Below are 13,599 nucleotides of genomic sequence, written 5' to 3'. Positions count from 1 at the left end.
CGCCCATGACCCGTCCCGTCCCCCGCAGACGGCTCCGCGTCCGCGCCGCCCTCGTCGGCGGTCTCGCGGTCGCCGCGGCGGCCCTCGCCGCCCCCGCGCACGCCGCACCGTCCGTCGCCCAGGTCTCCCTCACGGCGCCCGCGTCGGTCGAGGTCGGCGCGGAGATCACCGTCACGGTCGCCGCGCCCGGCGCCGTCGACCTCTACGCCTACGACCTCGCCGTCGCCTACGACCCCGACCTCGTCGAGCTCGTGGACGACTCCGTCGTGACCCCGGACGGCGGGTTCGCCGACGCGACCGACGACGCGGCCGGGACGGTCGTCGTCACGCACACGCGGCTCGGCACCTCGCCCGGCCTCGGGGGCGACGTCACCCTCGCGACCCTGACGTTCACCGCCGTGTCCGACGGCGCGGCGGCCTTCGCCGTCCCGACCGCCACGCTCGTGGGCGCCGACGCCGGGACGGCGACGCTCACCGACGCCGCGAGCGCCACGACGACCGTCACCGCGGCCGACGTCCCGCCCACGGCGGAGCCGACGGACGGGACCACCACGCCGCCCGTCGACGACGGCGGCACCACACCCCCCGGGGACGACGGCGCGTCCGACTCGTCGTCGTCCCCGTCCGGGGAGGCCTCGGGCGGCGCGCTCGCGTCGACCGGGGTGCGCGTCGCGTGGTTCGTCGGCGCCGCGCTCCTCGCGGTCGCCGTCGGCACGGGCATCCTGCTCGCGCGGCGTCGGGCGGCCACGCGATGACCGGCCCGCTGCCCCGCCCCGACCTCTCGCCCGCGCACCGCGCGCCCGTCCCCTCGAAGGAGCCGTCCGTGACCACGACCCACCGGCGCGCCGCCACCGGCGGGCTCGCCGCCCTGACGATCGGTGGTCTCGTCCTCGGCGTCACGACGGCGCCCGCCGCGACCGGTGCGCCCAGCGCCGAACCCGCGCCGCTCCTCGCCCCCTACTGGACCGCGCTCGACCTCACGGGCGACCAGCAGGTCACGACGGACGACCTCGCGGTCGTCGCCGCGGCCCTCGGCGCGACGTCGGCCGACGCGGTGTGGGACGACGTCGCGCCCGCCGACACGGACGAGGACGGCACGATCACGGTGACCGACCTCGCCGCCGTCTCGCAGCGCATCGTGTACGACGACGGCCCGTTCGAGCTCGTCGAGGCGTCCGTGCTCGACATGCAGGCCGCGATGAACGCGGGCACCACGACGTCGGTCGCGATCACCCAGGAGTACCTCGACCGGATCGCGGCGTACGACACGACGCTCGTCGACACGGGCGCGGGCGGGCGGCCGCTGCACTCGATCATCAGCACGAGCGACGTCGCGCTGGAGGCCGCCGCGCGCGCCGACGCGGTCCGCGCGACGGACGGCATGACGAGCCTGCTGCTCGGCGTGCCCGTCGCGGTGAAGGACAACTACGACACGAAGGACATGCCCACCACGGGCGGCTGCGGCTGCTGGGACGACAACCGGACGACGACCGACGCGACGATGGTCGAGGGCCTGCGCGCCGACGGCGCGGTGATCCTCGCGAAGGCCAGCCTGGACGAGTTCGCGTTCGGGTTCGCGTCGGAGTTCTCGTCCTTCCAGGACGCCGGGACGAGCACGCTCGTCGCGAGCCCGTACGTCACGAGCCGCACCGCCGGCGGGTCCAGCGGCGGCACGGGGGCGGCCGTCGCGGCGAACCTCGCCGGGCTCGGCCTCGGCACGGACACGGGCGGGTCGATCCGCGTCCCGTCGTCGTACAACCAGCTCGTCGGCGTGCGCCCGACGGTCGGCCTCGCGAGCCGCGACGGCATCATCCCGCTCGCGCTGAGCCAGGACACGGGCGGGCCGATGGCGCGCACCGTCCTCGACGCGGCCGTCGCGCTCGACGCCGTCGCCGGGGTCGACGCCGCCGACCCGGTGACGTCGCGCCAGGAGGGCGAGGTCCCGGCGTCGTACACGCAGTACCTGGACGAGGGGGCGCTCGACGGCGCCCGCATCGGTTACGTGCCGTCGATGCTCGGCAGCAACGCGGCGACGCTCCGCCTGTGGGCGCAGACCCGCGCGACGCTCGAGTCGCTCGGCGCGACCGTCGTCGAGGTCACGCCGCCCACCACGTGGTCGCCGGTCCTGCCCAACGGCTTCGCGAGCGTCCTCTCCGAGGGGTCGGGCTCGACGAACGAGTTCAAGCACGACCTCGACGCGTACGTCGCGACCCACCTCGCGCCGCAGGTCGAGGCCCGCACGCTCCAGGGGATCGTCGACTCGAACCGCTACGTGCCGTCCCGCCGCAGCACGTACGTCTCGCGCGACGCGGTCACGGAGGAGACGTACCAGGCGTGGGCCGGTCCCGAGGGGTCGCACACGAAGGTCCTCGCCGAGGGCAAGGTGCTCGTCACCGCGATGCTCGACGACGCCGACCTCGACGCGCTCGTCTACCCGAGCGCCAACCCGTACGGGACGATCGGCACCAACCTGCGGCTCAGCCCGAACACCGGGCTGCCCGCGGTGACCGTCCCGATCGGCCAGGCGGTCGCGACGGACGGCACCGTCACCGGCGGCGGCGTCAACCTCGAGCTGCTCGGCCGCGACTTCGACGAGGGCCCGCTGCTCGGCCTCGCGTACGCCCTCGAGCAGGCCACGCAGGCCCGCACCTCCCCCGCGCTGTACGGCCCGCTCGGCTGAGCGGCCCACCACCGGCGCCGACGGCGGCCGTCCCCTCCCGGGGGCGGCCGCCGTCGTCGGTCAGGAGAGGTCGCCCACCGCGGCGACGACGCGTCAGCGGCGCGGTGTCCGACGGCGCTCGTCGTCGCCGCCGAGCGCGGCACCGAGCGCCGCGAGCACGAGCAGGTCCACCACGAGACCCGCGACGCCGACCCACTGCAGAGCGCGGAACACGAGGAGCTGGGTGAGCAGGAGCGAGACGAGCACGCCGCGCCGGACCCACACGGCGCCGGCCCGGCGGTCCTCGGGCCGCCCGCGGCGGGACACCACCACGCCCACGACGACGCACGCGACCGTCGCGGCGACGCCCGCGGCGATGCCGGCCCCGACCCAGGTGGGCACGTCGACGTCGCCGACCAGCACGCGCAGCCCCGCGAGCAGCGAGCCCAGCGCCGTCCCGAGCACGAGCACGACCACGACGACGGCGGCCCAGCGGCGCTGGAGCGTCTGCGCGAACCAGGCCGACGAGCGCCGTACGAGGGCGCGCACCGGGTCGGGCACGTCGACGTCGTCGGGCGGAACGGCCTCGACGAGCGCCGCGACCTCGTCGGCCGTCGGCTCGCCGCGGCCCAGCGCGACGAGCGCGCGGGCCTCGTCGCGCGCGTCGTCGGTGAACCCGCCGGCGACGCCCGCGACGGCGCGGTCGGTCGCGACGGCGAGGTACTCGGCCGGGTGGTGGCGCCGCCACCCGTGCAGCGCCTCGACGACGAGGACGAGCACGACGACCGTCGCGTAGATGAGCGCCGCCGTCGGCTCGTAGAAGTAGTCGTTGTCCGCGGTGACGAACTTGCCGATCTCGTCGACGAACAGCCCGAACCCGATCCCGCCCACGAACGCGCCGAGCGAGCGCGGCGCCGGGCCCACGAAGGACAGCAGCAGCACGAGGGCGAGCGCCATCCCGAGCCCGCCCCACAGCACGTGCGCGACGTGCAGGTCTCCCCCGCCGACCTGCGGGTACCCGGACGCCGCGAGGAAGAACCGCGTCACGAGCACCGTCGCGACGGCGACCACGAGGAACGTCACGACGTGCCGCACGGCCGCGGTGTCCCGGGCCGCGCCGAGGCGCAGGGCGCGGCTCCGCCGGGAGGTCCCGGCGGAGGCGCGCCCCGTGCCCGTGCTCACCGCTTGCGCTTCTCCCGCACGCGGACGCTGATCTCGATGGGCGAGCCCTCGAACCCGAACGTCTCGCGCAGACGTCGCTCGATGAACCGGCGGTAGCCCGCCTCGAGGAACCCGGTCGCGAACACCACGAACCGCGGCGGGCGCGTCGAGGCCTGCGTCGCGAAGAGGATGCGGGGCTGCTTGCCGCCGCGCAGCGGGTGCGGGTGGGCGGCGACGAGCTCGCCGAGGAACGCGTTGAGGCGGCCCGTCGGGATGCGCGTGTCCCAGGAGTCGAGCGCGCGCTCCATCGCCGGGGCGAGGCGGTCGGTGTGCCAGCCGGTGCGGGCCGACACGTTGACGCGCGGCGCCCACTGCACCTGGACGAGGTCCTTCTCGATCTCGCGCTCGAGGTACGGGCGGCGGTCGTCGTCCATGAGGTCCCACTTGTTGTACGCGATGACGAGCGCGCGGCCCGCGTCCACGACCTGGGAGATGACGCGCGTGTCCTGCTCGGTGAGCGGCACGGACGCGTCCACGAGCACGACGGCGAGCTCCGCCTTCTCGATCGCGGCCTGCGTGCGCAGGGACGCGTAGAAGTCGGCGCCCTTCGTCTGGTGCACGCGGCGACGGATGCCGGCGGTGTCGACGAGGACGTAGGGCACGTCCTTGATCGTCACGAGCTCGTCGACGGGGTCGCGCGTCGTGCCCGCGATCTCGTCGACGACGACGCGGTCGGCGCCGGCGAGCTTGTTCAGCAGCGAGGACTTGCCGACGTTCGGGCGCCCGACGAGCGCGACGCGACGCGGCCCGGTCGGCCGCACCTCGCCGTGCTCGGACTCCGTGGGCAGCGCCGCCATCGCGGCGTCGAGCAGGTCGCCCGTCCCGCGGCCGTGCAGCGCGGACACGGGGTGCGGCTCGCCGAGGCCGAGGCTCCACAGGTACGCGGCGTCCGCCTCGCCCGACTGCCCGTCGACCTTGTTGGCGCACAGCACGACGGGCTTGCCCGACTCGCGCAGGAGGCGCACGACGCGCTCGTCCGTCGCGGTCGCGCCGACGGTCGCGTCGACGACGAAGAGCACCGCGTCGGCGAGGGAGATCGCGACCTCGGCCTGCTCGGCGACCTTGGACTCGATGCCCGCGACGTCGACCTCCCAGCCGCCGGTGTCGACGAGCGTGAAGCGGCGCCCGGACCAGTCGGCCGGGTAGCTCACGCGGTCGCGCGTGACGCCCGGCTTGTCCTCGACGACGGCCTCGCGACGGCCGAGGATGCGGTTGACGAGCGTCGACTTGCCGACGTTCGGGCGCCCGACCACGGCGAGCACGGGCAGGGGCGCCTCGGGCGCCGCGCCGTCGAGCGCGTCCTCGTCGGCGTCGAGCAGCGCGAGGTCGGCGTCCTCGAGCTCGTAGTCGTCGAGTCCGGCGCGCAGCGCGCGCTCGCGCGCCTCGTCGTCCGCGGCGTCCGCGGGCGCCAGGGGCTCCTCGGCCTGACCGACGGCGTCGGTCCGTCCGGGCGTGCCGGGCTGGGCGGGGTCGGGTGTGGTCATGGGGTCCATTCTCCCAGGCCGCGGGCCAGGCTCCGAACCGGCCCGCGGGCGCGTCGTGCGGGTGCCCGTCCGGGGCGCCCGGTGTCAGCCCGCGGCACCGTCCCGGCGGGCGGCGAGCCGCGCGACGACGGCCCGCACGACGTCGTCGGGCACGGGCTCCGCCAGCGGGAACCGCAGCGTGCCCTTGCCGTCCTGGTAGCGCGCGATGCGGCGCGCGAGCGCGTCGTCGACCTCGGGCACGGGGTAGAGCGAGACGTGGTGGGCCCAGCCCGCGAGGTAGACGACGTACCGGCCGTCGCGGGTGAAGGTCGGGATGCCGTAGCTGATGCGCTCGCCCAGGCCGGGCACCGTGTCGTGCACCACGGAGCGCAGGTGCGCGACAACGTCGCGCGCGTCCGGGGCGAGCGTCGCGAGGTACTCGTCGACGGTCGTGGGCTTGCCGGGCGGCTCGGCCATGCGTGCTCCCTCCCCCGCGGGCGGCGCCTGCCCGGCCCTGCGACGGGGCGCCGGCGCCTGAGCGCGAACCTACCGCGCGGCGGGCGTGCCCGCGAGGCGCACGAGCACGACCCCGGCGACGACGAGCACGCCGCCCGCGGCCTGCACGAGGCTCGGCACCTCGCCGAGCAGGAGCCACGCGATGGCGACGGCGAACAGCACCTCGGACAGCCCGACGAACGACGCGAGGCGCTCGCCCATGCGCACGGTCGCGGCGACGCCCGAGACGTAGGCGAACGCCGTCGCGACGAGCACGACGACCGCGAGCGGGACGTACCAGGGCGCGGGCGAGCCGAGGAGCGTGACGTCGACGAGCGGGGCGGCGAAGGGCAGCACGCCCGCGAGCGCCGCCGCGCCGAGCGCGAGCGCCCCGACGCCGAGCCCGCTCGCGGCGAGCGCGACGGGCGGCAGGCGCGTCGGGCGCGCGGACAGCACGAAGTAGGCGCCCAGCCCTACTGCAGCACCGAGCGCGAGGAGGACGCCGAGGAGGTCGGGGCGGGCGCCGCCCGGGTCGACGACGAGCACGAGCCCGAGGACCGCGACGGCGCAGCCCGCGAGCGTGAGCCGGGGCGGCACGTGGCGCGTGCGGGCCCAGGCGAGGCCGACGAGCAGCACGGGCGCGAGGTACTCGACGAGCAGCGCGATGCCGACGGGCATGCGCGCGACGGCCGCGAAGTAGCACAGCTGGGTCGCCGCGACGGCGACGAGGCCGAACCCGAGGACGAGCCGCCACTCCTCGCGCAGGAGGCGGTGGCTGCCCCGCAGGGCGACGGCCGCGACCGGGGCGAGGACGAGCGCCGAGCACAGGGCGCGCGCGAGGACGGCGGCGCCGGGCGTCCAGCCCGCCTCGAGGAGCGGCTTGACGAACGGGCCGCTCGCGCCGAACGCGAGGGCGGACGCGAGCCCGACGAGCAGACCCGTGCCCGGGCGGTCGCCCACGACGTGCGCCACCGGGCGGTCCGCCCTCACGGCGTCGGCCGGTCCCCGCGCGGGTCGTCCAGCGGCAGCGCCACGCCGGTCAGCGCGACGGTGTCGGCGACCAGCTCGGCGAGCGCGGTGCGGATGCGCTCGTTCGCGTCCTCGAGCGCCTGCTTGCCGCTCACCCCGGGCGCGCGCTCGACGGTGAGCGGCTCCCCGAAGCGGACGACGAGCCGACGGCGCAGCCCGGGGATCCGGTTGACGCCCTCGCCCGCGCGGCGCGTTCCGAGGACGGCGACCGGCACCACGCGGGCGTGGCCGTTGAGCGCGAGCCACGCGGCCCCGGCACGCGCGGAGGTGGCGTCGCCGCGCCCGCGGGCGCCCTCGGGGAAGACGCCGACCGCGCCACCGCGCCGCAGCACGCCGAGCCCGGCCGCGAGCGCGGGGCGCCCGCCGGTGCGGTCCACGGGGATCTGCCCGGCCGCGCGCAGCACCCAGCCGACCGGCCCGGTGAACATCTCCTCCTTGACGAGGACGTGCAGCGGGCGCGGCGCGACTCCGAGGACGAGCGGCCCGTCGACGACGCCGGTGTGGTTCGCGGCGAGCACGACGGGGCCGTCGGCCGGAACGTGCTCCGCGCCGACGACCTCGGTCGCCCACACGACGCGCGCGAGGAAGCGGCCCACCCAGCGCGACCACGCCGGCCCGGCGGGCGACGGGACGCCGTCTCCCGTGCCGCGGCTCACAAGCCCTGGCGCGGGCCGACCACCCGCCCGGTGACCTGCTCGACCACGGAGAGCACCGCGTCGATCGTCTGCTCCAGGTCGAGGTCCGACGAGTCGACGGTCACGACGCCGTCGGCCGCGACCTGGAACTGCGAGACCGTCGCGTCGTCGCGGTCGCGCCGCAGCACCTGGTCCTTCGTCGCCTCGACGGCGGCCGCGTCGGCCGTCCCGTGCACGTCGAGCGAGCGGCGCGCGAGGCGGGCCTCCTCGCTCGCGGTGAGGAGCACGCGCACGTCGGCGTCGGGGGCGACGACCGTCGTGATGTCCCGGCCCTCCGCCACGACGCCGCGGCCGCCGGCGAAACCCGCGGGCGTGCGCTCGGCCTCGATGACCGCGCGCTGGAGACGCCGCAGCTCCGCGCGCACCGCGAGGTTGGTCGCGACGGCGCTCACGGCCGTCGAGATCTCGGTCGAGCGGATCGCCTCGCCGACATCGGTCCCGTCCACGTGGACGGTCGGACCGGACGGGTCGAGGCCCATGACGAGCGGCATGACGCGCACGGCGTGCGCGACGGCGTCCTGGTCGGCGAGGTCCTCTCCGCGGTGGAGGCACCACCAGGTGGCGGCGCGGTACATCGCGCCCGTGTCGAGGTAGGCGAGGCCGAGGCGGCGCGCGACGCCCTTCGACACGCTCGACTTGCCCGAACCCGACGGCCCGTCGATCGCGACCGTCAGCGCGCCGTCGGCGCGACCCTCCCCCGCGCCCGACGTCCCCGCGCTCACTGGGCGAGGTCCTTGCGCAGCGCCGTCGCCCCGTGCAGGTAGACGTGCTGGACCGCCGCGCGGTCGACGTCGAGCTCCGCGTGCGCCATGAGGCGCACCACGCGCGGCAGCGCGCCGGGCACCGCGATCTCCGTCGCGCACATGAGCGGCACGTCGCCGAGGCCCATCTCGCGCGCCGCGGCGGCCGGGAAGTCGGCCACCAGGTCGGGGGTGCACGTGAAGAGGATCGAGATGAGCGCGCCGGTGTCGACGGCGTTCGCGTCAAGCACCTCCTGGACGAGCTCGCGCGTGCGCGCGAACAGGTGCTCGCGCTCGTCGGCGTCGAGCTGGGTCGCGCCCCGGATCGCCCGGACCGGCATGGATGGTGCTCCTTCGTGCGGGACGGCCCGCCTCGCGGCGGTCCGTCGGGGTGGTGGTGCGGGACGCGCGGGCCGGGCCTAGAGCCCGACGCCCGCCATGAGCGTGCCGAGCTCGGTGCGCCCGAGGACACGCGTCGTGCCGGGGCGCAGGTTGCCGAGCGCGATCGGCCCGATGCGCGTGCGCACGAGGCGCGTCACGGGGTAGCCGACCTCCTCGAACATGCGCCGCACGACCCGGTTGCGGCCCGAGTGGAGCACGACCTCGATCATCGTCTGGTCCGCGACCTGGTCGACGACGCGGTACGCGTCCGCCTGCACGACCCCGTCCTCGAGCTCGATCCCGTGCAGGAACTTGTTCGCGACGTTGCCCGCGACCTTGCCGCGCACCGTGACGAGGTAGGTCTTGGCGACCTCGTGCGAGGGGTGCGCGAGGTGGTTCGCGAGCTCGCCGTCGTTCGTGAGCAGCAGCAGGCCCTCGCTGTCCGCGTCGAGGCGGCCCACGTGGAACAGGCGCTCGGGCCGGTCGGCGACGAGCTCGGCGATGGACGGGCGACCGTCCGGGTCGTGCATCGTCGACACGACGCCGCGCGGCTTGTTGAGGGCGAGGGTCACGCGCGAGGAGTCGAGCTGCAGGCGCATCCCGTCCACGTGCACGACGGCGCGCGCCGGGTCGACCCGCACGCCCAGCTCGGTGACCCGCACGCCGTCCACCTCGACGCGGCCCTGCGCGATGAGGTCCTCGCACGCGCGGCGCGACCCGAGCCCGGCCGACGCGAGCACCTTCTGCAGGCGCACGCCGTCCTCGACGTGGACGTCGCGCTGGGGCTCGCTGGGCTTCCCGCGCACGGGACGGCGCGGCCGGGCCGCCGCCTGACCGGCGCGGGGTGCCGACGTGCCGCGACCCGCGGCAGGGCGACCCCGACCGGCCTGGCCACGACCGGCGCCCTGCTCCCGCCCGTCGCCCGCGCCGCGGCCCGCGGACGAGCCCTGCGCGGACGAGCCGCCGCGCCGGGGCGCGCCGCCCGCGCGTGCGCCGTCGCCGCCCCGCGGGCCGCCACGACGCGCGTCGCCGTTCCCGCCGCGGCGTGCGTCGCCCGCCCCGTCGCGGGGCGTGCGCCCGCGCCCTCCGTCGCCGGAGCGGCGTCCGTCCTTCGAGCTCATGCGTGTCCTTCGTCCGTCGGTTCCTGCGTGACGTCGTGCGTCACGCGGGGTGTCGTGGCGGTCGGCGCCGGTGCGCCGTCCGCGTCGTCAGCCGCGACGTCGGGAGCGTCCGTCGGCGCCGCGACGCCCGTCGGCCGCGCGGGAGCGCGCAGGTCGGCGAGCCCGTCGAGGCCCTCGAGGTCGTCCATGTCCGGCAGGTGCGGCGCGAGCGGGGGGAGCTCGTCGAGCGACGTGAAGCCCATGCGCTCGAGGAAGTACCCCGTGGTGCCGAAGAGGCCGGCGCCGGTGTGCGGGTCCTGGCCGACCTCGGCCACGAGCCCGCGCGCCACGAGCGTGCGCACCACGCCGTCCACGTTGACCCCTCGTACCGCCGACACCTGGCCGCGGCTGACCGGTTGACGGTACGCGATCACGGCCAGAGTCTCCAACGCCGCCTGCGTGAGCCGGGCCGTCTGGCCGCCCTGCACGAACCGGCCCACGACCTCGGCGTGCGCGGGCGCGGAGTACACACGCCACCCGCCGCCCGCCGCGCGCAGCTCGAACCCGCGGGGCCGACCGCCGTCGTCGCCGCGGTACTCGGCCGCGAGCTCGTGCAGCGCGTCCAGCACCTCGTCGACCGGGACCGCGAGCGCCGCCGCGAGCTCGACCGGCGGGATCGGCTCGTCCGCGACCATGAGCACGGCCTCGAGCGCGGACGGCAGGCCGCCCGGGAGGTCGTGCACGGCGGGCGGGCGGGCGTCGTCCGTGGCCGGGCCGTCGTCGGGCTGCGTCACGCGGGGACCTCCTGGTCGGTGGTGGCGAGGGCGTCCGTCGGGTCGGGCTCGTCGCCCTCGTCGAACTCGCTGCCGACGTCGGCGAGCGGCCGCTCGGCCGCGTCGTCGTCGCCCGACCACCGCACGGTGAGCTCGCCGAGCGGCGTCACCTGGTCGAACGCGACGAGCGCCTGGCGGAACAGCTCGAGGAGCGCGAGGAACCGCGCGACGACCACGGCCGTCTCCCCCGCGTCGGCGACGAGGGCGCGGAACGTCGTCGTACCGTGGCTGCGCACGCGGTCGACGACGATCCCCGCCTGCTCGCGCACGCTGACGGCCGGGGCGTGCAGGTGGTCGAGCGAGACGCCGGGCGGGGGCGCCTTGGGGGCGAGCGCGCGGGCCGCGAGCACGGCGACCTGGTCCGGACCCATGGTCCACACGAGCTCGGGCAGCAGCGCGGCGAGGTGCGGCTCGAGCTGCACGACGCGCGGGAACCGGCGCCCGGCGCTCTCGAACCGCTCGGCGAGGAGGCCCGACACGTCCTTGTACGCGCGGTACTGCAGCAGCCGGGCGAAGAGCAGGTCGCGGGCCTCCAGCAGCGCCAGGTCCTCGTCGTCCTCGACGCTGCCCGTCGGCAGCAGCCGGGCCGCCTTGAGGTCGAGCAGCGTCGCGGCGACGACGAGGAACTCGCTCGCGGTGCCGAGGTCCCAGCCGGGGTGGTCCTCCCCCGCGGCCCGCGCGACGGCGGCGGCGCGCTCGGCCGCGCGGATGTACGCGATGAAGTCGTCCGTCACGCGCGCGAGCGCGACCTCGGTGATGTCGAGCTTGTGCTTCGTGATGAGCGACAGCAGCAGGTCGAAGGGCCCGCTGAAGTTGTCGAGCCGGACCTCGAACCCGGCCCGCGCCGGCGGCTCCGTCGGTGATGGCGGCTCAGGCGGCGTCGCCACGGGCGACCAGCTCCCGGGCGAGCTGCCGGTACGCGACGGCGCCCGGGTGGTTCGGCGCGTACACGGTGATGGGCTCAGCCGCGACGGACGCGTCCGGGAACTTCACGGTGCGGCCGATCACGGTGTGGAGCAGCTTGTCGCCGAACGCCTCGTGCACGCGCGCGACGACCTCGCGCGAGTGCAGCGTCCGCGAGTCGAACATCGTGGCGAGGATGCCGTCGACGTCGAGGCGCGGGTTGAGCCGGTCGCGCACCTTCTCGATCGTCTCGACGAGCAGCGCGACGCCGCGCAGCGCGAAGAACTCGCACTCGAGCGGGATGAGCACGCCGTGCGCGGCGGTGAGCGCGTTGACGGTGAGCAGGCCGAGCGAGGGCTGGCAGTCGACGAGGATCACGTCGTAGTCGTCCACGACCGGGCGCAGCACGCGCGACAGGACGGACTCGCGCGCGACCTCGCCCACGAGCTGCACCTCGGCGGCCGAGAGGTCGATGTTCGCGGGCAGCAGGTCGAGGTTCTCGACGTCGGTGCTCACGAGCACGTCGTGGATGTCCGCGCCGCGCTCCATGAGCAGGTTGTAGACCGTGCGGTCGAGCTCGTGCGGGTTGACGCCGAGGCCGACGGACGCGGCGCCCTGCGGGTCGAAGTCGACGAGCAGGACCTTGCGCCCGTACTCGGCGAGCGCGGCGCCCAGGTTGATGGTGGTCGTCGTCTTGCCGACGCCGCCCTTCTGGTTGCACATGGCGATGATGCGGCCCGGGCCGTGCGCGGCGAGCGAGGCCGGGACGGGGAACTCCGGAAGGGTGCGGCCGACGACGTCGACGCGCGGCTCGGCGGCGGCACGGTCCTCGGGCTGCTCGACGGGAGGCGCCGCGTCCCCCTCGGCGGAGGTCTGCGGGACGACCGGACGGACGGCGTCGCCGTGCGAGCCGTGCGCGCCGCGCGTCTCGGGCTGGGTCTCGGCCTGGCTGCTCACGTCCGCCACGGTATCGCAGGACCTCGCCGGGGCCGGTGCGTACGCGCCCGCGCGCCGCGTTCCGGGAGGACGTGGCGCGGCGGTACTCGCGGCGGTGCTGCGGCGGTGCTGGGGGGCGCATTGGCCCCGTCGCGGCGCGGGATCAGCCCAGCGCGCGGGGGTGCGCGGCCGCGTAGACCTCGCGCAGCGTGTCGGGCGTCACGAGCGTGTAGATCTGGGTCGTGGTGACCGACGCGTGGCCCAGCAGCTCCTGCACGACGCGCACGTCCGCGCCGCCGGCGAGCAGGTGGGTCGCGAACGAGTGCCGCAGCGTGTGCGGCGAGATGCGTTCGGGGTGCTCGATCCCGGCGCGCTCGGCCGCGGTGCGCAGCACGGCCCACGCGCTCTGCCGGGACAGGCGCGCGCCGCGCGTGTTGAGGAACACCGCGGGCGTCCCCCGGCCGTTCGCGGCGAGCGCGGCGCGCCCGCGCACGAGGTAGGCGTCGAGGGCGCGGCGCGCGAACGACCCGACGGGCACCACGCGCTCCTTGCCGCCCTTGCCCAGGAGACGCACCGCGCCGCTGTCGAGGTCCAGGTCGTCGACGTCGAGGCTCACCGCCTCGGTGATGCGCGCGCCGGTCGAGTACACGAGCTCCAGGAGCGCGCGGTCGCGCAGGGGGCCGGGCCCGTCCCCGGCGCCGGACGCCTCGAGGATGCGTGCGACCTCGTCGGTCGAGATGGCCTTCGGCAGCCGTCTGCCCTGGGCGGGCGGGCGGACGTCGGCCGACGCGTCGGCGTCGGCCAGGCCCTCCGCCGCGCAGAAGCGGTGCCAGCCGCGCACGGCCGCCACCGACCGGGCGGTCGAGGACGGCGACAGGGCCGCGCCGCCGTCGGCCCCGGTCCGCAGCGCGGTGACGTAGTCGGCGACGTCGTCCGCCTCGACGTCGCGCACGGCGTGGTTCCCGCGCGACGCGAGGAACGCGACGTAGCGCGCGAGGTCGCGGCGGTAGGCCGCGACCGTGTTGGCGGACAGCCCGCGCTCGACGGCGAGGTGCGCCAGGTACTCGCGCGCGGCGCGGTCCAGCGCCTCGGGCACGTGGGCCTCGCCGGGGCTCATGGCGTCACTGCCCGCCCGGGACGACCG

General features: G+C 76.4%; 14 protein-coding genes. 2 read left to right on the top strand and 12 right to left on the bottom strand.

All coding sequences use genetic code 11. The features are described 5' to 3' along the window. Window positions 1-5 precede the first annotated feature (5 nt). Window positions 6-755, top strand: coding sequence for a cohesin domain-containing protein (locus BXA05_RS09450; protein ID WP_076404807.1), 750 nt, complete (start codon window positions 6-8; stop codon window positions 753-755). A gap of 68 nt (window positions 756-823) precedes the next feature. Further along, entirely contained in the window at window positions 824-2,680 is a 1,857-nt protein-coding gene (locus BXA05_RS09445; protein WP_076405023.1) for an amidase family protein, read from the top strand. A 93-nt stretch (window positions 2,681-2,773) separates the two neighbouring features. Here BXA05_RS09445 and BXA05_RS09440 read toward each other — a convergent pair whose 3' ends face one another. The 12 genes from BXA05_RS09440 to xerD form a co-directional block, all read right to left on the bottom strand. After that, window positions 2,774-3,841 carry a hypothetical protein gene (locus BXA05_RS09440; protein ID WP_076404806.1) on the bottom strand — a complete coding sequence of 356 codons (1,068 nt, stop codon included), beginning with the start codon at window positions 3,839-3,841 and terminating at the stop codon, window positions 2,774-2,776. Further along, window positions 3,838-5,373 carry a ribosome biogenesis GTPase Der gene (der, locus tag BXA05_RS09435; protein ID WP_083711774.1) on the bottom strand — a complete coding sequence of 512 codons (1,536 nt, stop codon included), beginning with the start codon at window positions 5,371-5,373 and terminating at the stop codon, window positions 3,838-3,840. The genes BXA05_RS09440 and der overlap by 4 nt, the downstream gene beginning before the upstream one ends. 75 nt (window positions 5,374-5,448) lie before the next feature. Continuing rightward, entirely contained in the window at window positions 5,449-5,820 is a 372-nt protein-coding gene (locus BXA05_RS09430; RefSeq protein ID WP_076404805.1) for an iron chaperone, read from the bottom strand. A gap of 69 nt (window positions 5,821-5,889) precedes the next feature. Beyond that, a complete protein-coding gene (locus BXA05_RS09425) occupies window positions 5,890-6,810 on the bottom strand; it encodes an EamA family transporter (protein WP_082774640.1) in 921 nt (306 codons plus the stop codon). A gap of 14 nt (window positions 6,811-6,824) precedes the next feature. Further along, window positions 6,825-7,523, bottom strand: a complete 699-nt coding sequence (locus tag BXA05_RS09420) for a lysophospholipid acyltransferase family protein (protein WP_076404804.1) — start codon at window positions 7,521-7,523, stop codon at window positions 6,825-6,827. Further along, a complete protein-coding gene (gene cmk / locus BXA05_RS09415) occupies window positions 7,520-8,284 on the bottom strand; it encodes a (d)CMP kinase (protein WP_076404803.1) in 765 nt (254 codons plus the stop codon). Before cmk ends, BXA05_RS09420 begins: the two co-directional genes overlap by 4 nt. After that, window positions 8,281-8,643, bottom strand: a complete 363-nt coding sequence (gene aroH / locus BXA05_RS09410; protein WP_043660429.1) for a chorismate mutase — start codon at window positions 8,641-8,643, stop codon at window positions 8,281-8,283. The genes cmk and aroH overlap by 4 nt, the downstream gene beginning before the upstream one ends. 78 nt (window positions 8,644-8,721) lie before the next feature. Beyond that, window positions 8,722-9,804, bottom strand: a complete 1,083-nt coding sequence (locus BXA05_RS09405; protein ID WP_083711773.1) for a pseudouridine synthase — start codon at window positions 9,802-9,804, stop codon at window positions 8,722-8,724. Beyond that, the gene (scpB, locus tag BXA05_RS09400) at window positions 9,801-10,577 is read right to left on the bottom strand and encodes an SMC-Scp complex subunit ScpB (protein ID WP_083711772.1); all 777 of its coding nucleotides are present in this window, start codon (window positions 10,575-10,577) and stop codon (window positions 9,801-9,803) included. Before scpB ends, BXA05_RS09405 begins: the two co-directional genes overlap by 4 nt. Continuing rightward, window positions 10,574-11,503: a segregation and condensation protein A gene (locus BXA05_RS09395; protein ID WP_076404802.1), complete on the bottom strand. Its 930-nt coding sequence runs from the start codon at window positions 11,501-11,503 to the stop codon at window positions 10,574-10,576. The genes scpB and BXA05_RS09395 overlap by 4 nt, the downstream gene beginning before the upstream one ends. Next, window positions 11,487-12,476 (bottom strand): ParA family protein, encoded by a 990-nt coding sequence (locus BXA05_RS09390; protein WP_083711808.1) that lies wholly within the window; start codon window positions 12,474-12,476, stop codon window positions 11,487-11,489. Before BXA05_RS09390 ends, BXA05_RS09395 begins: the two co-directional genes overlap by 17 nt. Before the next feature lie 142 nt (window positions 12,477-12,618). Continuing rightward, entirely contained in the window at window positions 12,619-13,572 is a 954-nt protein-coding gene (gene xerD, locus BXA05_RS09385; RefSeq protein WP_076404801.1) for a site-specific tyrosine recombinase XerD, read from the bottom strand. Window positions 13,573-13,599: the final 27 nt, after the last annotated feature.

The sequence above is a fragment of the Cellulosimicrobium funkei genome (assembly GCF_900155925.1).
Lineage (GTDB): Bacteria > Actinomycetota > Actinomycetes > Actinomycetales > Cellulomonadaceae > Cellulosimicrobium > Cellulosimicrobium funkei.
Note: the sequence above shows the minus strand (reverse complement) of the source record. Positions and strands in the feature narration are given on the sequence as shown.

Coding starts and splice junctions, on each gene's coding strand:
- BXA05_RS09450 (WP_076404807.1), top strand. CDS start 6: ATGACCCGTCCCGTCCCCCGCAGACGGCTCCGCGTCCGCGCCGCCCTC.
- BXA05_RS09405 (WP_083711773.1), bottom strand. CDS start 9,804: ATGAGCTCGAAGGACGGACGCCGCTCCGGCGACGGAGGGCGCGGGCGC.
- xerD (WP_076404801.1), bottom strand. CDS start 13,572: ATGAGCCCCGGCGAGGCCCACGTGCCCGAGGCGCTGGACCGCGCCGCG.
- BXA05_RS09430 (WP_076404805.1), bottom strand. CDS start 5,820: ATGGCCGAGCCGCCCGGCAAGCCCACGACCGTCGACGAGTACCTCGCG.
- aroH (WP_043660429.1), bottom strand. CDS start 8,643: ATGCCGGTCCGGGCGATCCGGGGCGCGACCCAGCTCGACGCCGACGAG.
- der (WP_083711774.1), bottom strand. CDS start 5,373: ATGGACCCCATGACCACACCCGACCCCGCCCAGCCCGGCACGCCCGGA.